Genomic DNA, 19,444 nt, shown 5'->3' with positions numbered 1-19,444 from the left:
ATAGCAACAATAAGGACTTTCCCATGCGTATCCTCGTGGTCGGCGCCGGCGCCATCGGCGGCTATTTTGGTGGCAGGCTGTTACAGGCCGGCCGCGACGTCACCTTCCTGGTCCGGCCGGGCCGCGCCAGCGAGCTCGCGAGCGACGGCCTCGTCATCAAGAGCCCGAATGGCGACGTGACCTTGAAGAATCCGCCGACCGTTCAGGCCGACGCGCTCAAGGAAAAATTCGACGTCGTGCTCCTCAGCTGCAAGGCGTTCGACCTCGACGATGCCATCAAATCGTTCGCCGCCGCAGTCGGCCCGAACACCGCGATCATCCCGATGCTCAACGGCATGAAGCATCTCGACACGCTCGATGCCCAGTTCGGCAAGGAGCGCGTGCTCGGCGGTCTCTGCGCCATCGCCGCGACCTTGAACGAGAAGCGCGAAGTGGTGCAGCTGCAGCCAATGCAGTCGATCAATTACGGTGAGCGCGACGGCAAATTGTCGGATCGCGTCAAGGCGATCGACGAAGCCTTCAAGAGCGGTATCGTTGGTGCCACTGCCAGCCAGAACATCATGCAGGACATGTGGGAGAAGTGGGTGTTCCTGTCCTCGCTCGCAGCGTCCACCAGCCTGATGCGCACCTCCGTCGGCAACATCCTCGCCGCGCCCGGCGGCCGCGACTTTTTGCTCGGCATGCTCGATGAGACCAGCGCGATCGCCACCGCGTCCGGCTACACGCCGGGCGGACCGTTCTTCGAGCGCGTGAAGGGCAATCTCACGACCGAGGGCTCGCCGATGACGGCCTCGATGTTCCGCGACATCCAGGCGGGTCTTCCGGTCGAGGCCGATCACGTGATCGGCGACCTCATCGCACGCGCCGACGCCGCCAAGGTCCCAGTACCGAAACTGCGCATCGCCTACACGCATCTCAAGGCGTATGAGAAGCAACGGGCGGGTAGATAGCAGCCCCGCATTCCGCCGTCGTCCCGGACAAGCGAAGCGCAGATCCGGGACCTATTTGAAATACGCGAGGTAATGCGCGACTGCCGTGATTTCCTCATCGCTCATGTGATAGGCGACATCAGCCATCGCGGCGCCCCCGCCGCCGACGCGCTGGCTGGTCTTGTAGTCTTGCAGCGCTTTGAGCAGATATTCCTCGCGCTGACCCGCCAGACGCGCGACGGCCTTGGTGCCGGCGAAGCTATCCGTGTGACATGAGGCGCAGCGGCGGCCGACGGCAACTTGCGCGCCTTTTTTCGACAGGTCCGGATCCTTGTCCTCGTCCGGCTTCGGCGGCGTCATGGCCGCGAAATAAGCGCCGAGACTGCGGACGCCCTCGTTGGTGATCTCCGCCGCAACGGGCTGCATCTGCTCGTTCTTGCGCGAGCCGGCGCGGAAGAACACGAGCTGCCATTGCAGGAATTGATCGGGCTGACCGGCCAGCGAGGGAATGTTCTCGGTCTGCGAGATACCGTTCTCGCCGTGACAGCCGGAGCAAACCGCAGCCTTCTCCTGGACGGCAGAATTGTCGGCCGCGCTTGCGGAGAGGGCGCCAAGCGTGAGAAGCGCAGCCGCGCTGATTGCGTGCGAGATGAAATGCCGGCGCATGGTGGGAATTCCGATCTATCGACTGCGTCATTCCGGGGCGTGCGAAGCACGAGTCCAAAATCCATAACCCACGCTCGTGGGTATGGGTTCCGGACTTGCACGCAACTGCGCGCAATCCGGGACGACAGCATGAGACTTTGAAACGAGAGAGGCTGCGGCGCCGCTCGGCCACCGCAGCCTCCTGGTCATGTCGCGCTAATTCTTGCTGTAGCTGATGCGATAGATCGCGCCGGCCCAGTCGTCGGCGACGAGGATCGAGCCGTCCTTGGCAAGGATGATGTCATCGGGGCGGCCGAGATAGCCTTGGTCACCCTCGATCCAGCCGGAGGCGAACACCTCCTGCTTGGGATTCTTGCCGTCGGGCCCGACGATCACGCGCGTGATATTGCCGCCCTGGTACTTGTGACGATTCCAGGAGCCATGCTCGGCGATCAGGATGTTGTTCTTGTACTCGGCGGGGAACTGGTCGCCGGTATAGAACTTCATGCCGAGCGGAGCGACGTGGGCGCCGAGGTTCAGCACGGGCGGTGCGAACTCGGAGCATTCGTGGCCCATCGCGAACTTCGGATCTGGCAGGTCACCCTGGTGGCAGTAAGGATAGCCGAAATGCTCTCCCATCTTCGAGACCATGTTCAGCTTGTCCGAGGGCAGATCGTCGCTGACCCAGTCACGGGCATTCTCGGTGAACCAGTACTTGCCGGTGCGCGGATCGACGTCGCCGCCGACCGAGTTGCGGACGCCGAGCGCCACGATTTCGGCGTTACCGGTCTTGGGATCGACACGCCGGATCTGCGACACGCTGGTCGGCGGGATGCCGACATTGAAGGGCGGTCCGAACGGAATGTAGAACCAGCCGTCCTTGTCGGCCGCGAGGTACTTCCAGCCATGCGCGGCGTAGGACGGCATGTCGTCATAGACGACCTTGCCCTCGCCGAGATTGTCGAGCTTGTTTTCGACGTCGTCGTAGCGGATCAGCTTGTCGACAGCGATGACGTAGAGCGCACCGTCCTTGACGGCCAGACCCGTGGGCATGTTCAGCCCCTTGAGGATGGTCTTGACCTCCTTCTTTCCGTTGTTGTCCTTGATGGCATAGACGTTGCCGAGGCCGAACGAGCCGACGAACAGCGTGCCCTTGTCACCCCAGGCCATCTGTCGCGCGGCCAGCACGCCGGAGGCGTAGACCTCGATCTTGAAGCCCGCCGGCAGCTTGATCTTCTTCATCATCGCCGCGAGTTCGGCGTCCGAAGCACCGGTCGGCGGACCCGAGGGCGGCGCGAGGCCCTTCTGCGCCTCGGTCTCGTCGCCGAGGAACCAGTCATCCGGCGGATGGGTCCAGAATTCCTTGGTGCCGGATTCGTACTTCTTCAGAGCCCGGTCTTTGTCTTGCTGTTGCTGCGCGCTGACAACGCTGGTCCCGGCTAGAAGGGCCACGGCCACAAGCGCCAACACGGATCGATGGATCATCGATTTCATCGCGTCACTCCCCTAAGGCAGCCGTGAGGGCTGCACGTTCTTTGTTTTGCTGTTGCGAGTAGGCGAAGTTCGGAGTCTGTCGAGAGGGCAGACGCAAAAAGGTTAGCACATCTGCGAGCCGTGAGAAGCGCGTCGCATGCGCTGCAGTTGTGCTCAATAAAACTTGAGATGGATTTTCTCTCGCCGCATTCTTGGCGATAGCAGCACTCTCGCTGCAACGCGAAATCGCGATGATGTGCGCCTCATTTTCAGGCAGCGAAATGGTCGACCAATACAAAATCGCGAAAACAACCCCATGCACCGTAGAACGGTCGAGGCCGGATGGTGCGCGGTGACACCGGCCACACATCTGAAACATCGTGCGAATTGACAAAAGCGGCGACTATTTGGCGACGGGATACGGTCCATCCACAAACAGCGTGTCGTGATAGAATTTCGCTCCCACCTCGCGCGCAAGGGAGCTGCGGAAATCGCGCCCCTCGCGCAGGCTGCTCAGCACATGGGCGAAATCGAATTCCGGATGCCAGCCGAGCTCGCGCCGCGCGCGCTCGTTGACATAGACGCGGTCGATCCCGGGGAAGAGCCGCCAGCCGCGTGCCGCATAAAGCTGCGCGCAATCCGGGTACAGCTCGCGCACGACACCGGCTGCATCGCGGGCGAGGGCCGCGAGATGTTGCTGTCCAAACGGGGTTGTAGCCGAGACGATGTAACAGCCAAAGCCGATCTCCGGCGCACGCGCCACAGCAAGCAAATGGGCGCTGACCGCGTCCGCTATATCCTGCCGGCGATAGAGCAGCTCATTGGCTTGCGCGTTATCCAGCGGATATGCCGACCGCATTGCGGGATCATCATCGTCCTCCGGAAAGAACCGCGAGGTCCGCAACACCACGACCGGCAGCCCGCGCTCGCGAAAGAACAGCTCGCACAGATTTTCAGCCATCAGCTTGGTCGTGCCGTAGATGTTTTTGGGCACCGGCGGCAGGTCCTCGGTGACCCACACCGCCGCCTGTCCGGCTTCCGGCCGGAGCTGCGAGCCGAACGCACTGGTCGTGCTGGTGAAAACAAAGCTCTTCACGCCGGCGGCCACCGCTGCCTCGAGCAAATTGAGCGTGCCGGTGACGTTGGTGTCGACGAAGGCCTGCTTGGAGTTGGTCGCCACATGCGGCTTATGCAGCGTCGCGGAGTGGATGACGGCCGTGACGCCGTCCATCTGCTCCCGGACGAAGCCGGGATCGACGATCGAGCCCGTGGCATCGGTGAAGGGCGACGCCTTCAGATCGATCCCGCGCGCAGGCGTCGCGCGCCCTCGAAGCGTCCGGAGAATGGCCTCCCCGAGGTGGCCGGCACTGCCCGTGACCAGGATTGTCATGTGAGATCTAAATGTAGCGGCCCCAAGGGGGCGGAAGCGACGGTCCGTCCGAGGTATTTAGGTAATGCTTGCTCCGAATCCAAGCTGAGTGGAGTAGATACTCCCCCCATGCCAGTCCTATATTGATTGGGTACCTAGATAGTGACGCAGATGAAGAGCCCGATTCTAGTTCTGGCGACTGTGAATGCGCCGTACAGCAAAAAGCTGGACGCGCAGGGGCTCATCCATTGTCTGCTGGATCCCTCTGCGGCGAAGGCAGCCTGCGGTCCGATGTCGTCGTTTTTTGGGGATGTCGAACCCGAACTGCAAGTCGCGTTCGCCGAGATGTATGGCATCAACCACGATCAATTGGTTGCTGCAGCGAAGACGTTTGCCGAATTTTCGGGACAGTCCTATCCACTTGCGGCGTAACAAATGAGCGCTCAATCAGATTGGGCGCAACTGTTTCGCATTGCCCGTGCGATGATCCGGCAAGTCAACGCCGAACGGGAAATCATCGATCGTTGGACGTTCGGCGGCGGCACAGCGATGATGCTGCAAATCGATCATCGGATAAGCCACGATGTCGATATCTTTCTCGCGGACCCTCAAGTTCTTCCCTTTCTCGATCCACAAAAAGCATGACTTCCATTTCGAGGTTGGGCCTGCTGACTACAAAGGAGATGGTGTACGTCTCTTGAAGCTCGGTTTTGAATTTGGTGAGATCGATTTTATCGTCGCACCGTCGCTGACTTCCTCCCCGACGACGCGAGCGACAGTTGAGGGCGAAATGGTCCTCTTGGAGACAATCCCGGAAATCATTGCGAAGAAAATCTATCATCGGGGCGATAGCATCGCGCCGCGCGATATATTTGACGTCGCGGCGGCCGGCGAAAAGCACGCGGAATCCATCATCAGGGAGTTGGCCAGCTATCGCGATAACGTCACAAGAACGCTGGCCGCAATCGACAGACTGAAGCCTGACTTTGTCAGCGCAGTGATCAACCAGCTCTCGATCAAAGGCCCATATATGCCGATCGCGAACGTCGCGCTGGAAAGGACCATAGATCTCCTTCGCGCTGTATGACCAACCGAATGGCCGTGAATTGCGGATTGGTGCCCATTCGTCACAGCCCTGGGACTTCGAGCAACGACTCACACCAGAAATCGGTGCAGCGACTCGCCTTGGGCGTGGAGTAGTTAACTCATTTGGACGCTGGGGAAAAATTGGAGCGGGCGAAGGGGCTCGAACCCTCGACCCCGACCTTGGCAAGGTCGTGCTCTACCACTGAGCTACACCCGCATCCTGTGTCGGTCGCGTGACGCGCCGGCAACGGCTGTCGTATGCCAAAAGCGGGCGGCGAATGCAACAGCTACCGGCGGCATCAATTCGCTTTCGGAGCCCCAATATGAGCCCGAACCCGGCCGAATCGCCCCGAAGTACCCCGGAACCGCCGAATCGGCGCCGGTGGATTGAAATTCGGCCGTCCCGGCCCAATTTTAGGCCGACAGCGAAGCATATGCGATGGCGACGTGCTAAAGACCCGCCATTCCAGATATCAGACGAGGGGATCCCGTGACGATCATCGACCAGGGTAACGGAGCGGCGGGCCCGGCTGCGGCCGACCTGATCAAGGACACCACCACCCAGACCTTCGTGAAGGACGTCATCGAGGAATCGAAGCGCCAGCCGGTGCTGATCGACTTCTGGGCGGAATGGTGCGGCCCCTGCAAGCAGCTCACCCCCCTGCTGGAAAAGGCGGTCAAGGCTGCCAAGGGCAAGGTCAAGCTGGTCAAGATGAACATCGACCAGCATCCGGCGATCCCGGGCCAGATGGGCATCCAGTCGATCCCGGCCGTGATCGCCTTCGTCAACGGCCAGCCCGCCGACGGTTTTATGGGCGCGGTGCCCGAGAGCCAGCTCAACGCCTTCATCGAGAAGCTGACCAAGGGCGTCACGGCACCGGGCGAGGCCAATATCGCCGAGATCCTGCAGGAGGCCGAGGCCGTGCTCGCCGAGGGCGATGCAGCTGCGGCCGCGCAGATCTACGCTGAAGTTCTCCAGCACGAAGCGACCAACATCGCGGCGCTGGCCGGGCTGGCAAAATGCTACGCCATTTCCGGTGCAATGGAGCAGGCCAAGCAGACCCTGGCCATGGTGCCGGAATCCAAGCGCAACGATCCCGCGGTGAAGGCCGTGCAGACCGCGATCGACCTCGCCGAGCAGGCGCAAGCGCTCGGGCCGGTCACTGAACTGGAACAGAAAGTCGCCGCAAATCCGCTCGATCATCAGGCACGGTTCGACCTTGCGACCGCGCTGAACGCACAAGGCAACCGGGCCGCCGCCACCGAGCAGCTGCTCGCGATCGTCAAGCGCGACCGCAAATGGAACGACGACGGCGCCCGCAAGCAGCTCGTGCAGTTCTTCGAGGCCTGGGGCGGGGCGGACGAAGCAACCATCGAGGGACGCAAGCGATTGTCGACCATCCTGTTTTCGTAAGCGCGATGATTTGTTTGAGCATGATCTAATCGGAAAACCGCTGCACACTTTGCGCTAACGCGGCCCTCCGGGTCCGGATCATGCTCTATCCACGCGGGGACCAGATGCCGCTCAACATCGAATATCGCGGGCCCGCCGACCTTCCGGAGATCATTCCGGTGTTTCCGCTGCCGGGCGCGCTGCTGCTGCCGCGTGGCCAGATGCCGCTCAACATCTTCGAGCCGCGCTATCTGGCGATGGTCGACGACAGTCTTCGCGATGGTCATCGCCTGATCGGAATGATCCAGCCCGACATCGCGCATTCGCCGAAGAACTCCGACAAGCCGACGCTGTTCCGGGTCGGCTGCGTCGGCCGCATCACCCAACTCGCCGAGTCCGGCGACGGCCGCTACATCCTCGAGCTCACCGGGGTCGCACGCTTCAAGGTGCTCGAGGAGCTCGAGGTGCTCACCGCCTACAGGCAGTGCAAGGTCGACTTCTTCGCCTTCGTCGACGACTTCACCGCGCGCATGGGCGAGGAGGCGGTCGATCGCGAGGCGCTGCTGACGGTGCTTGCGGACTTTTTGAAGGCCAACAATCTCAAGGTCGACTGGGAAGGGGTCGAGAGCGCGCCCAACGAGGCGCTGGTCAACGCGCTGGCGATGATGTCGCCTTACGGCCCCGCCGAGAAGCAGGCGATGCTCGAAGCGCCCGATCTGAAAACCCGCGCCGAGATCCTAATCGCGGTGACCGAGATGGACCTCGCCAAGAAGCGCACCAGCGGCGATCCGCCGTTGCAGTGACGGCTTGAACGCTCACGCCGCGCGAACGGCTGCCTTGGCAGGTCGCAGCATTTTCGCGAAGCTGGATGCAGGCATCGGCCGGCTGAAATAGTAGCCCTGGGTTTCGATGCATCCCTCTTCACGGAGAATGTCCAGCTGCTCCTTGGTTTCGACGCCTTCGGCGGTCGTCGTCTTGCCGAGACTGACCGCGAAACGAACCACGGCTCGCGCGAGATGGCGCGCCTCTTCCCTCGCATTGGACAACTCATTGACGAAGCTGCGGTCGATCTTGATTTTGTCGAACGGGAACCTTTGCAGAAAGCTCAGCGACGAATAGCCGGTGCCGAAATCGTCGAGCGCGATTCGGACACCGAGCTCGCGCAGTTGCCCCAGTGCTGCGAATACGGCTTCGCTGTCGTGCATGATGACCGTCTCGGTGACTTCGAGCTCGAGCCTGTGCGGCGCAATGCCCGAACTCGCCAGTGCGCCGATAACGACCTGGACAAGCTCCTTGCTGCGGAATTGAGCGGGAGACAGGTTGATCGCGATCCTGAGATGGGCGGGCCATTTGGCGGCTTCGCTACATGCGGTCCTCAGGACCCATTCTCCCAAAGGCACGATCAGGCCGGTCTCCTCCGCAAGCGGGATGAAGTCACCGGGCATGACCAGACCACGCTTCGGGTGGTGCCAGCGTAGCAGCGACTCGAAGCCGCGGATCTCGCCGGTCGCGGCATCGACGAATGGCTGGTAGTGGAGCTCGAATTCACCGCCGGACAGCGCATCCCGCATGTCGCGCTCCAGATTGCGTCGCGCGTGCATGAGCTTGTCGAGTTCCGGCTCGAAGAAACGAAATGCACCGCGTCCGCCGCTCTTGGCCGAGTAGAGAGCGAGATCCGCGCCCTTCATGAGCACGTCGGAATCGTCGCCATCGCGCGGCGCGATGGCAATGCCGATGCTGGTGCCCACTGTGACCCGGTGATCGCCGAGATCGAAGGGGTCGCAAAGCGCCTTCCTGATCTTCTCGGCGAGGGCGGCGGCCTCCACGGCCGGGTTGGTCACGTAGTCGATCACCGCGAACTCGTCGCCGCCCAGCCGGGCGATCAACGCGGTTTCCGTGGTGCATTCGCGCAAACGCGCAGCCACGGCGCGCAACAGGGAATCGCCGGCCGGATGTCCCAACGTGTCGTTGACTTCCTTGAAGCGATCGAGATCGAGCATGAGCACGGCCAGATCGAGGCCGCCATTGCGCGTAACCGCAATGGCATGCTCCATCCGCTCTCTGAGCAGCACACGATTTGGCAGATCGGTCAACGCATCGTGCTGCGCCATGTGAATGATCTTGGCCTCGGACCGGCGTTGCTCGGTGACATCGAGATGGGTTGCCACCCACCCGCCGCCGGCCATTGGTTGTCGCGTCACGCAGATCAACCGGCCGTCCGCAAGCTCGTCGATTCTGCTCGAGACTGCGTTGAACGGCAACGCGGCCAATTTCGAAATGAATTGCCCGGCGGCGCCCTCGCTCGTGTCACCCTTGAGGATGCCGTTCACGACGCGATGCTTGATGATGTCGGTGTGCAGCGTCCCCGTCCTCAGCAGTTCCGGCGGCAGCCGATAGAGTTGGGCATAACGCTCGTTACAGACGACAAGTCGCTTCTCGGCGTCGAACATGCAGAGTGCCTCGACCATGTTGTTGATGGCCGTATCCAGCCTGAGTGTCTGGTCCTGGAGTTCCTTTTGCGAATCCTCGACCTGCTGCCTTGCGAGCGAAAGCTCCCTGATGATTTCTTCGAATTTGCTGGTTCTCATCGCAAGGTGCCGGTCCGCCAGCACACCGACGAGGCTCATCCCGAGCACCGAGAGAGCCACACCCGCAATTGCTACCGCGAGGAAGGCGGGAGAAAGCGACAGCGCATCGTTGTTCAGCGTCGGGTCTGGAACGATCTGCACGGCCCCCATGGCGGTGAAATGATGCGATACGATGGCGAGCGTCAGCAGCAGCGCAGCGGCGAGAGTCCCCCACTTGCCCTTGTGGCCGAGGGCGACCGCGAGGGCCGCATAGCCCAGGGCCGTGCCGAGAGCGATCGAGACGAATACCAGCTCCAGCGACCAGGTCACGTGACCTGGCACTTCGAGGGCCCACATGCCGAGATAGTGCATGCTGGCGATGCCGGCGCCGATAATGCCGCCGCCGGCAGCCGCGCGCGACCGGCCGGAATTGCTGACGGCAACGCCAAAGCCGACCGACGTCAGAATCATCGCCACGGCCAGCGACAGCGCCGTCAGAACGATGCCGTAGCCGGTCGAGACGCCGGGCTCGTAGGCAAGCATTGCGACAAAATGCGTCGCCCAGATCCCGTAGCCGATGGCGGCGCCTGCGATCGCAATCCAGATCAGGCGCGTCCTCGACCGCGACACGAGCGCGCGATGAAAGATGCTGACGGCGACAATGCTCGCAGCGAAGCAAACCAGGCCAGCGAGCATGACAAGCCGCCAATCATGCTCTGCCGTTAGACAGGTAAAAACGCGGAACATTCGCAATCGCTCCCTCGTCAATATTCTTGACGATGATCCGATTGCACTTTTGGCATGTTAATCTTTCGCAATTCTCGGTTGCATGCCTATCATGAGGTAAACGCCACCTCGACAAATGCGCCTCGCGCGGTAATCTGTGCCGCAGATGAGGTTCGATTCCCGTAGAACTACGTTGCGCACCCCCAAATTTTTCAGGCCTTAGGAGTGACCGCGGATGCGCTTGCGGCCGGTGATCATCGCGCGGATCAGGTTCTCGCGCTGAAGCATGCTCATCCCGACCACGCCGACGATGTGCAGCACAGCCAGGACGATGACGGCGTCCGATGCGTAGGTGTGGGTGTCCTCGATCCACCAGACGCCGAAGAAGGTGACGGTCACCGACAACGCGCCCGTGATGGTTGAGACGGCGAGGGCCACGAGCAGCGCCACCATCATCAAGGTGCCGGCGGGATTGAGCCCGATATAGCGGCCGGCGATGCCGCGGCGCAGATTCCAGAGATAGAAGGGCGCGGCACGAAGCCTGACGCCGATCATGCGAAAGCGCGAATAGCCGCTGCCCCAAAATCCTAAGATCAGGCGGAAGGCCAAAAGCCCGAGGACGGCATAGCCGACGATGCGGTGAAGGCTGTCATAGACGGTGGGCGTGAACCACGCGGCCAGGACGCTGGCCGCGAGGGCCCAGTGCCAGAGGCGCAGCGGCAGGTCCCAGACTGCGACCGTCCGGTCCGCGGGAGTCCGGTCGGACACCCCGCGCGTCTCTCGCAGCGCTTTGTCGTTCAAGCCCGGACCATCCTCGAACTTTGACTCAAGACCTTACTTGGCGATCGTGTGCTTCAGGCTGAGGTCCTCCGGGCTGTAGAACAGCTCGTAGAGCTTACCTTCCTTGACGCCGTAGACCTCATAGCACGAACCTTCGATCTTGGAGCGCCGTACCTCGTAGCCGGCCGCCTTGGCCTTGGCTTCAGCATCGCCCGCCGGCTTCCACGACGCCTTGTCGAGCTTGGTGCAGTTCTTGAAACCGTCGGCCATCGCCGTCGACCCCATGCCGATCCCGACCGTCAGTGCTATGGCAAGAACACGAATGACTCTCACGAATGTCTCCTCCTCTGTCGTGTGCGCGAAGCGCGCCCGAAGGAAGCAAAGGAGAGGGTGAAGTCAATCGGGGTTCCTGCGCGCTTAGAGATATTCTAACGGTCGCCAAGACATCGGCGCGGTCCGCATGCAGCGCATGTTTTGCGGCGCGCTGCGGCCTTACACCTCACGGATTCGATGGCGCGCAATTTCCGTCGGCCCTCAGTAGCCGGCCACCGCCATCGCCACAACCACGCTCAGCGCCATCCAGCCAAAATGCCGGCCACGCGTCGCCCAGGCATTGGCGAAAGCGGAGAAGCCGAACACGCAGATCATGGTGATGACAATCCAGCGGCGCGCCAACGCCGAATCCATCCAGGGCGTCGCGATCAGGAGCACACCGCAGCCGATCCAGGCGACGGTCGAGGCCTGCCAGACCAGGCGGATCAGGGTGCGGAGCCGTTCCGGCTCAATGGTGGCGCGGGGAAAGACCTTGGTCTCACCGAGGATGCCATGGATGAGCGCCACCACGATGGCGAGGATTCCGGCGCACTGGAGCAAGAGATCACGCATCGAGTCCTCCATACATCTATGTATGGTGGGATAGACGCTGGCCAACGGCCTGTCAATACACTAGTGTATGGTCCGATTTCGAGACCCGACATGACCGACCAGCTTTCCGCCGACGACTGGATCAGCCAGGGCATCAAGGCGCTCACCAGGAGCGGCTTTACCGCGCTGAAGGCCGACCCATTGGCAAAAGCCATGGGCGTCTCCCGCGGCAGCTTTTACTGGCATTTTACCGATCTCGGCGCGTTCCATGCCGCCATCCTGAAACGCTGGCGCGAGATCGCGGCCGAAGAGGTCATCGCCGGTGTCGAGGCCGACAACGACGAGCCGCTGACGGCGCTGCTGCGCAGGACCTTTGGCGCCCGGCTCGATCTGGAGCGCGCGGTGCGCAACTGGGCGGCGTTCGATCCGGGCGCGCAAGCGGCCGTCCGCGCCATCGACCGCCGCAGGCTCGATTATATCGAGGCGCTGCTGCAACGACGCGGACTCTCCGCGGCAAGCGCGCAGGCGCGCGCGCAGATCCTGTACTGGACATTCCTCGGTTTCGCGCTGTCGGGCTCGCCGGTGCCGCCCGCGCGGCTCCAGGGCCTGCTCGACGAGATCCAGAAGATGGTGGCGCCCTAGCGGACCGCGATGGGCGGCCGCCATTTTCTATGCTACAGGCAGCCGATCGCCGGAGACCACGATGAACGCGCCCACCGAACGCCCCGAAGCCAGCGTCGATCCCAAATTGCTGGAGATTTTGGTCTGCCCGCTGACCAAGGGCCCGCTGGAATTCGATTCCGCCAAGCAGGAGCTGATCTCGCGCAGCGCAAAACTCGCTTATCCGATCCGCGATGGCATCCCGATCATGCTGCCGGAAGAGGCGCGCAAGATCGATTGATCTATCCCTCATGGTGAGGAGGCGCGACAGCACCGTCTCGAACCATGAAAGCCCGAATATCTCACCTCGGCCTTCATCCTTCGAGACGCGCGCAAGCGCGCTCCTCAGGATGAGGAGCTAAGGTTGGCGCAATCGCTACAACGCCTCGCCCTTCAACAGCTTCGGGATCTCACCCGTCAGACCCGCGGCCTGGCGGATGAAGAGATTCTTCAACGGCGGGGTGCGGTCGACGATGCCGAGGCCGATGTCGCGCATGGTGCGCAGCAAGGTCGACTGGTTCGAGAACAGGAAGTTCAGCGAGTTGGTGGCAACGCCCATCGCCATGGTGTCGAAACGGCGCCAGCGCTGATAGCGCTCGAGCACATCGGCGCCGCCGAGATCCATGCCGAGCCGCGCGGCATCGACCACGACCTCGGCCAATGCGGCGACATCCTTCAGCCCCATGTTGAGGCCCTGTCCGGCGATGGGATGGATGACGTGGGCGGAATCGCCGACCAGCGCGAGGCGCTCGGCGACGAAGGAGCGCGCCACGAAATAGGACAGCGGGAATGCACGCGGCGTGTCGAGCGCCTTCACCTCGCCGAGATGCAGGCCAAAGCGCTGCTCGAGCTCGCCGTGAAATTCTTCTTCGCTCAAGCCGATGATGCGCGCGGCCTCTGCGCGGCGCTCGGTCCACACCAGCGACGACCGCTTGCCGGTAAGTGGCAGAATCGCAAACGGACCCGCCGGCAAGAAATGCTCTTCGGCGCGGCCTTCGTGATCGCGCTCGTGGCCGACGGTGACGACGATGCCGGATTGATCGTATTCCCAGCCGTGGGTGGCGATGCCGGCGCGCTCGCGCAGCTTTGACTTCGCACCATCGGCCGCGACCAACAGGCTCGCGGCAATCTTGCTGCCATCGCCGAGCGTCACATCTATGCCATCGGCGCTTGCGTCGTAGGATGCAACAATGGTGGCGCGGAGATCGATGCCTTCAGCTTCGGCGCGGACAACCAGCGCATCGATCAGGCGGCGGTTCTCGACCATATGCGCAAAGGGCTCGCCCGGCGCGACATCGCCGGCGAAATTCAGAAACGCCGGACGCGTGGCGTCCTCGAGCTTGGAATCGGTGACGACCATGTCGAGGATCGGCTGGGCATCAGCCTTGACATCGTCCCAGGCGCCGAGCGCCTCGAACAGGCGGCGGCAGGCCGCGACGATCGCGGTCGCGCGGGGATCGCGGCTCGGCCGTGTGGCGAGCGCGGGATCGGCGACGATGACGGGAATCTCAGGTCCCAGCCCCTGGCGCAGCGCCAGTGCGAGCGCCAGGCCCGCAAACGCGCCGCCGCCAATGACAATGCTACCCTGTACCGACATATCCAAATTCCCGGCCAATTCTTGGTCTTGCTAGCAGACTTGAGGTGGGCGAAACAGTGCGGTGAAACAAGGGCGGAACGGCCTCTTTCGGTCATTCCGGGGCGCGCAACGCACGAACCCGGAATCCAGAGGTTATCAGCTCGAGATTCCGGGTTCGCACTGCGTGCGCCCCGGAATGACAAGGCACCAGGAAGCACCACCATGTCCAAAAGCCTGATCGACCTGATTTCGATCCTCGACCTCGAGCAGCTCGAGGTGAACTTGTTCCGCGGCAACAGCCCGAAGACGAGCTGGCAGCGGGTGTTCGGCGGGCAGGTGATCGGACAGGCGATGGTGGCGGCCTGCCGCACCGTCGAGGGCCGTCTGCCGCATTCGCTGCATTGCTATTTCATCCTGCCGGGCGATCCGCAGATCCCGATCATCTACCAGGTCGAGCGCCTGCGCGACGGCAAGAGCTATTCGACCCGCCGCGTCACTGCGATCCAGCATGGCAATGCGATCTTCTCCATCATGGTGTCGTTCCATGCCGAGGAGGAGAGCGCGTTCGACCACCAGGAGAAAATGCCTGAGGTGCCGCCGCCGGAAAAGCTCACGGCGGAGGAAGTCGCGAAGCAGCCGATGTTCCGCGAGATGCCGGAGTTCATTCGCCGCTACTACGAGTCCGATCGGCCGATCGAGCTGCGTCCGGTCGAGCTCGGCCGTTATTTCGGCGAGAGGATCGAGGACGGCCGCATCCATGTCTGGATCAGGACGGCGGCGACGCTGCCGGACGATCCGGCACTGCACATGTGCGCGCTCGCCTATGCGTCGGACTTCTCGCTGCTCGACGCCATCATGGCGCGCTATGGCCGCACGCTGTTCGACAAGCGCATGATGCCGGCGAGCCTCGACCACGCGATGTGGTTTCACCGCCCGTTCCGCGCCGACGAATGGCTGCTCTACGCGCAGGATTCGCCGAGCGCGCAAGGCGGCCGCGGCTTGACCCGCGGCTCGATCTTCAAGCCCGACGGCACGCTGGTCGCCTCTGTCGCGCAGGAAGGCTCCGTGCGCGAGCGGAGAAGCTGATCGCTTAGGCGGATCTACGCGACACGAGTTCGGTCTGCGACGCCAGCCACTCCATCATCCAGCGATACATCCACGGGATGGGGATGATGAAGCTGCAGAGGATCGCGGTCACGAGCGCGCGCCAGAGAAACTGCAGGCCGGTGCCATTGAAGACGATCTCGTGCCGCGTGCCCTGGATGTTGCGGCAGAACCAGCGGATCTGCGCAACATAGACCCACGCCCAGCCGATGATGGTGATGACCGAAAGCACCAGCAGAATGTTCCAGCCAAGAAAGGCCCAGGGCGTACCCGAGAAGCTCAGGCCAAGCGGCTGTCCGTTGGAGGCGATGTTTCGCCACGATCCATCTGATGAAAAGCCAGTACAGGGCAATCTCGACCAGGCCCATCAGGTTGTTGAGCCAGGATATGCCGATCATCGCGACGGCAATCGCGAGAACGATGGCCCCGAAATACCAGGGCACAATGGTCATCGCGTTGCCGGTGAAGCTGATATTCGGACGGCCCGGGACGCGCACACAGGACATGATCCATTTCGTGTACCAGACCAGGAGCCACGGCACCGGTATGACAAAAATGGAGCCGATCAGGAACGCGAGGGTGCGCCAGGTGAACTCCAGGATGCCGAAATCGATCGACAGCACTCCGCCGCCGTGACCGCCGGAGGCCATCACCGGCGGGCCGCCGCCCACCGGCATCATCATCGGCGGCGCACCGCCGCCGCCGATCAGACCGGGAATTTCGGCGGCCTTCTGCCAGCCGGCCATACCCTCGGACCACACCAGCGTATCGCCGCGCACGACGCCCTGGGCGATCAGGTCTCGGAATTGCCCCTCCGGATAGGGCCCCTGCTGTCTGCCCTCGGATGCGTAGAACCAACTCGCCATGACGCGCCCCCCAAATACTTATGTACCGCTCGACAGGTGCGGGTTCACCGCATCCATGCCCAAAATGCATTGTGAAGGATGAACGGTTGCCCTGTACAGAGGCGGCCGTTCACATGGCCAAACGTTTTTCCGCTTCAATCTGCAAGTTTTTTGTGCCATTTGCCCGGAAAGATGCCAGATTGACGCAGCGCCGGGGACATTCGGCGCGGCGCATCCCGGGGAATAGGCCTGACCATGAAACTCGTCGTCGCGATCATCAAACCTTTCAAGCTCGATGAGGTCCGTCAGGCCCTGACGGCGATCGGCGTCCACGGCATGACCGTGACCGAGGTGAAGGGCTACGGCCGCCAGAAGGGTCATACCGAGATCTATCGTGGTGCGGAATATGTCGTGAACTTCCTGCCGAAGCTGCGGATCGAGATCGCGGTCGCCTCCGACGTCGCCGACAAGGCGGTAGCCGTGATCACCGCGACCGCCCGCACCGGGCAGATCGGCGACGGCAAGATCTTCGTCACGCCGATCGACCACGCGCTGCGCATCCGCACCGGCGAGACCGACAGCGACGCGCTCTAACACATCTTTCGATCGCAGCAGGCAACGACGCCACGCGTGCGACGCCATCACTATGCCGGGGGAAATGACATGGCGGGATTGTTGCGCCGCGCAGCTGCTATGGCTGCGCCGATCGGATTCGCTTTGGTCATGGCCGCGCCGGCGCGCGCCGCGACGGGCGAGATCAACACCGCCGACACCGCCTGGATGATCGTCGCCACCGCGCTGGTGCTGATGATGACGATCCCGGGGCTTGCACTGTTCTATTCCGGCATGGTGCGCAAGAAGAACGTGCTCGCGACCATGGCGCAGAGCCTTGCCGCGGTGACGATCATCTCCATTCTCTGGGTCGCGTTCGGCTATTCGCTGTGCTTCGTCGGCGACGGCCCGTGGATCGGTTCGCTCGACCGCTGGTTCCTCGCCGGCATGACCATGGACAGCGTCAACCCGGCGGCGAAGACGATCCCGGAAGCGCTGTTCATGCTGTACCAGATGACGTTTGCGATCATCACGGTGGCGCTGGTCGCGGGCTCGGTCGCCGACCGGATGCGGTTCTCCGCCTATCTCTTGTTTTCCGTCGCCTGGTTCATCTTCGTCTACATTCCTCTGGCGCATTGGGTCTGGGGCGGCGGCTTCCTCGCCAGCATGGGCGTGCTGGATTTCGCCGGCGGTCTCGTCGTGCATCTGTCGGCCGGCACTGGCGGCCTCGTCGCCGCCAAGGTGATGGGACGCCGCCACGGCTACGGCACTGAAAATCTGTCGCCGTTCGATCTCTCACTTGCGGTGATGGGCACCGGCCTGTTGTGGGTCGGCTGGTTTGGCTTCAATGGTGGCTCGGCGGGCGCGGCCAATTCGCGCGCGGTGATGGCGATCATCGCGACGCATCTTGCGGCCTGCTCCGGCGCGCTGACCTGGGGCGCGATCGAATGGTCGACACGGCGCAAGCCTTCCGTGCTCGGCATGATCTCGGGCGCGGTCGCCGGCCTCGGCACCATCACGCCGGCGTCCGGCTTCGTCGCACCGTGGCACGGCATCGTCATCGGCATCGCCGCAGGCGGGATTTGCTACTGGGCCTGCACCTGGCTGAAGCACCGTTTCAATTACGACGATTCGCTCGACGTGTTCGGCGTCCACGGCATTGGCGGACTGACCGGCACGCTGCTTGCCGGCGTGTTCGCAACCAGTGCGATCGGCGGCACGGCCGGCCTGCTCGAGGGCCATCCGCAACAATTGCTGATCCAGCTTTACGGCGTCGCCGTCACCTTCGTCTGGTCGGCGGGCGTGAGCTTTGTCCTGCTCAAGCTGGTCGGTCTGTTCGTGCCCTTGCGCGTGTCGCGCGAGCACGAGCTCGAGGGGCTCGATATCTCGCAGCACGGCGAAGCGCTTCAGTAATCGGGGCTTGCGCAACACATAAGTACGTGCTTATGTGTTGGCATGATCGAAGCCGATATCTTCAAGGCGCTGGCCGACCCGACGCGCCGCAAAGTCTTTGAGAAGCTCGCTGGCGGAAGCCTGAACGCCAGCGCCTTGCGCGACGGTCTGGAGATCAGCCAGCCGGCGATGTCGCAGCATCTTTCGGTGCTGCGCGCGGCAGGCCTCGTGCGCGAACAGCGGCAGGGCCGCTTTGTGAATTACGAAGTCGACCCGGACGGAATCGTGGCCATCGGGACATGGCTTGCGCGCTATCGCGCCTACTGGCCGAGGCGCATGGAAGCACTCGCCGATCTTTTGAAGGATATGGATCAATGAGCGACGCCGCGAAGCCTGATCCCTCCGATGCAGAACTGGTGCTCGAATATGAATTCGATGCGCCGCCGGCAAAGGTCTGGCGCGCCGTGACCATTCCGGCCTTGCGCGAGCGCTGGCTGCCGGATCGCGACCTCGCGGGCGCCGAGCCGGAATCAACGATCGCGGGCGAGGAGGTACGCTACCGGCTTCGCGATTCAGAGCCGCCGTTTCGCGAGAGCCACGTCATCTTCCGGATCGAGCCGAACGAGGACGGCGGCACCCGCTTCCGCATCATCCAGCAAGCCTGCGACGACCTCGGGAAATTGCCCCAGCCGGCCAACAGCAATTGCTGCCTGATGCGCGCGGCGGCCTAGTAAAAAAGACTTCATCACCTGCAGACATGGAGGTCGCCGATGCGCGACATGCTTCAGCTCGTCCCTATGGTTGTCGAACAATCGGCTCGCGGCGAACGATCCTTCGACATCTACTCGCGGCTCCTGCGCGAGCGCATCATCTTCCTCAACGGCGAAGTCAATGACGCGATGTCCGGACTGGTCTGCGCACAATTGCTGTTCCTGGAGGCGGAGAATCCGAACCGGCCGATCAATCTCTACATCAACTCCTATGGCGGCGTGGTCACCAGTGGGCTCGCCATGTACGACACCATGCAGTTCATCAAGGCGCCGGTTCATACGCTGTGCATGGGCACCGCGCGCTCGATGGGCTCGTTCCTGCTCATGGCGGGCGAGCCCGGTCACCGCGCCGCGCTGCCCAATGCCAGCCTTCACGTGCATCAGCCGCTCGGCGGCTTCCAGGGCCAGGCGTCCGACATCCTGATCCACGCCAACGAAATGCAGGAGACCAAGCGGCGCATCACCCGGCTCTACGCCCAGCATTGCGGGCGCACCGAGGCGGAGGTGGAACGGACCCTGGACCGCGACCACTTCATGACCGCGCAGCAAGGGGTCGAGTGGGGATTGATCGACCGGGTCTTTGCGGAGCGCGAGGCCGCCTGATGGTTGAGATCGGTTGCGCGTATCCCGTGAGCACGCCGCGAGCCGCTTCGATATTTCGCAGCGCGGCGAGGCCCTTCAGGCAGCGCCTTCTGTAGTAAAATACCTCTGCG

The 19,444-nt window shown here is 62.8% G+C and carries 22 protein-coding genes, 1 tRNA gene and 1 pseudogene; 14 read left to right on the top strand and 10 right to left on the bottom strand.

The window, feature by feature from the left end; translation table 11 throughout:
- Nucleotides 1–23: 23 nt before the first annotated feature.
- Entirely contained in the window at nt 24–950 is a 927-nt protein-coding gene (panE, locus tag ACP2YP_RS01595) for a 2-dehydropantoate 2-reductase (RefSeq protein WP_426421906.1), read from the top strand.
- 51 nt (nt 951–1,001) lie between these two features.
- On the opposite strand, the gene ACP2YP_RS01590 is transcribed toward panE, so the two are convergent.
- The 3 genes from ACP2YP_RS01590 to ACP2YP_RS01580 form a co-directional block, all read right to left on the bottom strand.
- Complete coding sequence (locus ACP2YP_RS01590; protein ID WP_426421905.1) at nt 1,002–1,595, bottom strand: c-type cytochrome; 594 nt, start codon at nt 1,593–1,595, stop codon at nt 1,002–1,004.
- 195 nt (nt 1,596–1,790) lie between these two features.
- Complete coding sequence (locus ACP2YP_RS01585) at nt 1,791–3,068, bottom strand: PQQ-dependent sugar dehydrogenase (protein WP_426421904.1); 1,278 nt, start codon at nt 3,066–3,068, stop codon at nt 1,791–1,793.
- A 382-nt stretch (nt 3,069–3,450) separates the two neighbouring features.
- Nucleotides 3,451–4,437, bottom strand: a complete 987-nt coding sequence (locus ACP2YP_RS01580) for an NAD-dependent epimerase/dehydratase family protein (RefSeq protein WP_426421903.1) — start codon at nt 4,435–4,437, stop codon at nt 3,451–3,453.
- A gap of 150 nt (nt 4,438–4,587) precedes the next feature.
- Between ACP2YP_RS01580 and ACP2YP_RS01575 the strand changes: the two genes are divergently transcribed.
- The 3 genes from ACP2YP_RS01575 to ACP2YP_RS01565 are packed head-to-tail and all read left to right on the top strand — an operon-like array spanning nt 4,588 to nt 5,503.
- On the top strand, nt 4,588–4,848 hold the full coding sequence (locus ACP2YP_RS01575; RefSeq protein ID WP_426421902.1) for a hypothetical protein: 261 nt from the start codon (nt 4,588–4,590) through the stop codon (nt 4,846–4,848).
- A 3-nt stretch (nt 4,849–4,851) separates the two neighbouring features.
- On the top strand, nt 4,852–5,061 hold the full coding sequence (locus tag ACP2YP_RS01570; RefSeq protein WP_426421901.1) for a nucleotidyl transferase AbiEii/AbiGii toxin family protein: 210 nt from the start codon (nt 4,852–4,854) through the stop codon (nt 5,059–5,061).
- Nucleotides 5,062–5,113: 52 nt separating this feature from the next.
- On the top strand, nt 5,114–5,503 hold the full coding sequence (locus ACP2YP_RS01565; protein WP_426421900.1) for a hypothetical protein: 390 nt from the start codon (nt 5,114–5,116) through the stop codon (nt 5,501–5,503).
- A gap of 141 nt (nt 5,504–5,644) precedes the next feature.
- Here ACP2YP_RS01565 and ACP2YP_RS01560 read toward each other — a convergent pair.
- Nucleotides 5,645–5,719 (bottom strand) — tRNA-Gly (locus ACP2YP_RS01560).
- A 273-nt stretch (nt 5,720–5,992) separates the two neighbouring features.
- On the opposite strand from ACP2YP_RS01560, the gene trxA reads away from it, so the two are divergent.
- Complete coding sequence (gene trxA, locus ACP2YP_RS01555) at nt 5,993–6,916, top strand: thioredoxin (protein ID WP_426421899.1); 924 nt, start codon at nt 5,993–5,995, stop codon at nt 6,914–6,916.
- 104 nt (nt 6,917–7,020) lie between these two features.
- Nucleotides 7,021–7,698: an LON peptidase substrate-binding domain-containing protein gene (locus ACP2YP_RS01550; protein ID WP_426426443.1), complete on the top strand. Its 678-nt coding sequence runs from the start codon at nt 7,021–7,023 to the stop codon at nt 7,696–7,698.
- A gap of 12 nt (nt 7,699–7,710) precedes the next feature.
- Here the strand turns inward: ACP2YP_RS01550 and ACP2YP_RS01545 are convergent, their stop codons facing one another.
- The 4 genes from ACP2YP_RS01545 to ACP2YP_RS01530 all read right to left on the bottom strand — a co-directional run bounded on the left by ACP2YP_RS01545 (nt 7,711) and on the right by ACP2YP_RS01530 (nt 11,853).
- Nucleotides 7,711–10,209 (bottom strand): EAL domain-containing protein, encoded by a 2,499-nt coding sequence (locus ACP2YP_RS01545; protein ID WP_426421898.1) that lies wholly within the window; start codon nt 10,207–10,209, stop codon nt 7,711–7,713.
- Between the two features lie 198 nt (nt 10,210–10,407).
- Entirely contained in the window at nt 10,408–10,989 is a 582-nt protein-coding gene (locus tag ACP2YP_RS01540) for a cytochrome b/b6 domain-containing protein (RefSeq protein WP_426421897.1), read from the bottom strand.
- Nucleotides 10,990–11,022: 33 nt separating this feature from the next.
- Nucleotides 11,023–11,301, bottom strand: a complete 279-nt coding sequence (locus ACP2YP_RS01535; protein ID WP_148777288.1) for a PepSY domain-containing protein — start codon at nt 11,299–11,301, stop codon at nt 11,023–11,025.
- Between the two features lie 201 nt (nt 11,302–11,502).
- Nucleotides 11,503–11,853, bottom strand: a complete 351-nt coding sequence (locus tag ACP2YP_RS01530; RefSeq protein ID WP_426421896.1) for a hypothetical protein — start codon at nt 11,851–11,853, stop codon at nt 11,503–11,505.
- A gap of 90 nt (nt 11,854–11,943) precedes the next feature.
- Here ACP2YP_RS01530 and ACP2YP_RS01525 point away from each other — a divergent pair, with 90 nt between their 5' ends.
- Nucleotides 11,944–12,474 (top strand): TetR/AcrR family transcriptional regulator, encoded by a 531-nt coding sequence (locus ACP2YP_RS01525; RefSeq protein ID WP_426421895.1) that lies wholly within the window; start codon nt 11,944–11,946, stop codon nt 12,472–12,474.
- A gap of 61 nt (nt 12,475–12,535) precedes the next feature.
- On the top strand, nt 12,536–12,733 hold the full coding sequence (locus ACP2YP_RS01520) for a Trm112 family protein (RefSeq protein WP_007598651.1): 198 nt from the start codon (nt 12,536–12,538) through the stop codon (nt 12,731–12,733).
- Nucleotides 12,734–12,868: 135 nt separating this feature from the next.
- Here the strand turns inward: ACP2YP_RS01520 and ACP2YP_RS01515 are convergent, their stop codons facing one another.
- Nucleotides 12,869–14,089, bottom strand: coding sequence for a ubiquinone biosynthesis hydroxylase (locus ACP2YP_RS01515; protein WP_426421894.1), 1,221 nt, complete (start codon nt 14,087–14,089; stop codon nt 12,869–12,871).
- 201 nt (nt 14,090–14,290) lie between these two features.
- Here ACP2YP_RS01515 and tesB point away from each other — a divergent pair, with 201 nt between their 5' ends.
- Nucleotides 14,291–15,154 carry an acyl-CoA thioesterase II gene (tesB, locus tag ACP2YP_RS01510; RefSeq protein ID WP_426421893.1) on the top strand — a complete coding sequence of 288 codons (864 nt, stop codon included), beginning with the start codon at nt 14,291–14,293 and terminating at the stop codon, nt 15,152–15,154.
- A 4-nt stretch (nt 15,155–15,158) separates the two neighbouring features.
- On the opposite strand, the pseudogene ACP2YP_RS01505 reads toward tesB, so the two are convergent.
- Nucleotides 15,159–16,038 (bottom strand): annotated as a pseudogene (locus tag ACP2YP_RS01505) (GYF domain-containing protein).
- 234 nt (nt 16,039–16,272) lie between these two features.
- Between ACP2YP_RS01505 and ACP2YP_RS01500 the strand changes: the two are divergent.
- From ACP2YP_RS01500 to ACP2YP_RS01480, 5 genes are all read left to right on the top strand, one after another.
- Nucleotides 16,273–16,611, top strand: coding sequence for a P-II family nitrogen regulator (locus ACP2YP_RS01500; protein ID WP_008142802.1), 339 nt, complete (start codon nt 16,273–16,275; stop codon nt 16,609–16,611).
- A gap of 69 nt (nt 16,612–16,680) precedes the next feature.
- On the top strand, nt 16,681–17,982 hold the full coding sequence (locus ACP2YP_RS01495) for an ammonium transporter (protein WP_426421892.1): 1,302 nt from the start codon (nt 16,681–16,683) through the stop codon (nt 17,980–17,982).
- Nucleotides 17,983–18,024: 42 nt separating this feature from the next.
- Nucleotides 18,025–18,339, top strand: a complete 315-nt coding sequence (locus ACP2YP_RS01490) for an ArsR/SmtB family transcription factor (RefSeq protein ID WP_426421891.1) — start codon at nt 18,025–18,027, stop codon at nt 18,337–18,339.
- The gene (locus ACP2YP_RS01485) at nt 18,336–18,692 is read left to right on the top strand and encodes an SRPBCC family protein (RefSeq protein WP_426421890.1); all 357 of its coding nucleotides are present in this window, start codon (nt 18,336–18,338) and stop codon (nt 18,690–18,692) included. The genes ACP2YP_RS01490 and ACP2YP_RS01485 overlap by 4 nt, the downstream gene beginning before the upstream one ends.
- 39 nt (nt 18,693–18,731) lie before the next feature.
- A complete protein-coding gene (locus ACP2YP_RS01480) occupies nt 18,732–19,334 on the top strand; it encodes an ATP-dependent Clp protease proteolytic subunit (RefSeq protein ID WP_038932646.1) in 603 nt (200 codons plus the stop codon).
- The last annotated feature ends 110 nt before the right edge of the window (nt 19,335–19,444 follow it).

This window comes from Bradyrhizobium genosp. A (genome assembly GCF_049949275.1).
In the GTDB taxonomy this organism is placed as follows: Bacteria; Pseudomonadota; Alphaproteobacteria; order Rhizobiales; family Xanthobacteraceae; genus Bradyrhizobium.
The sequence above is the reverse complement of the archived record's forward strand: the minus strand, read 5'-3'. Positions and strand labels throughout refer to the sequence as shown.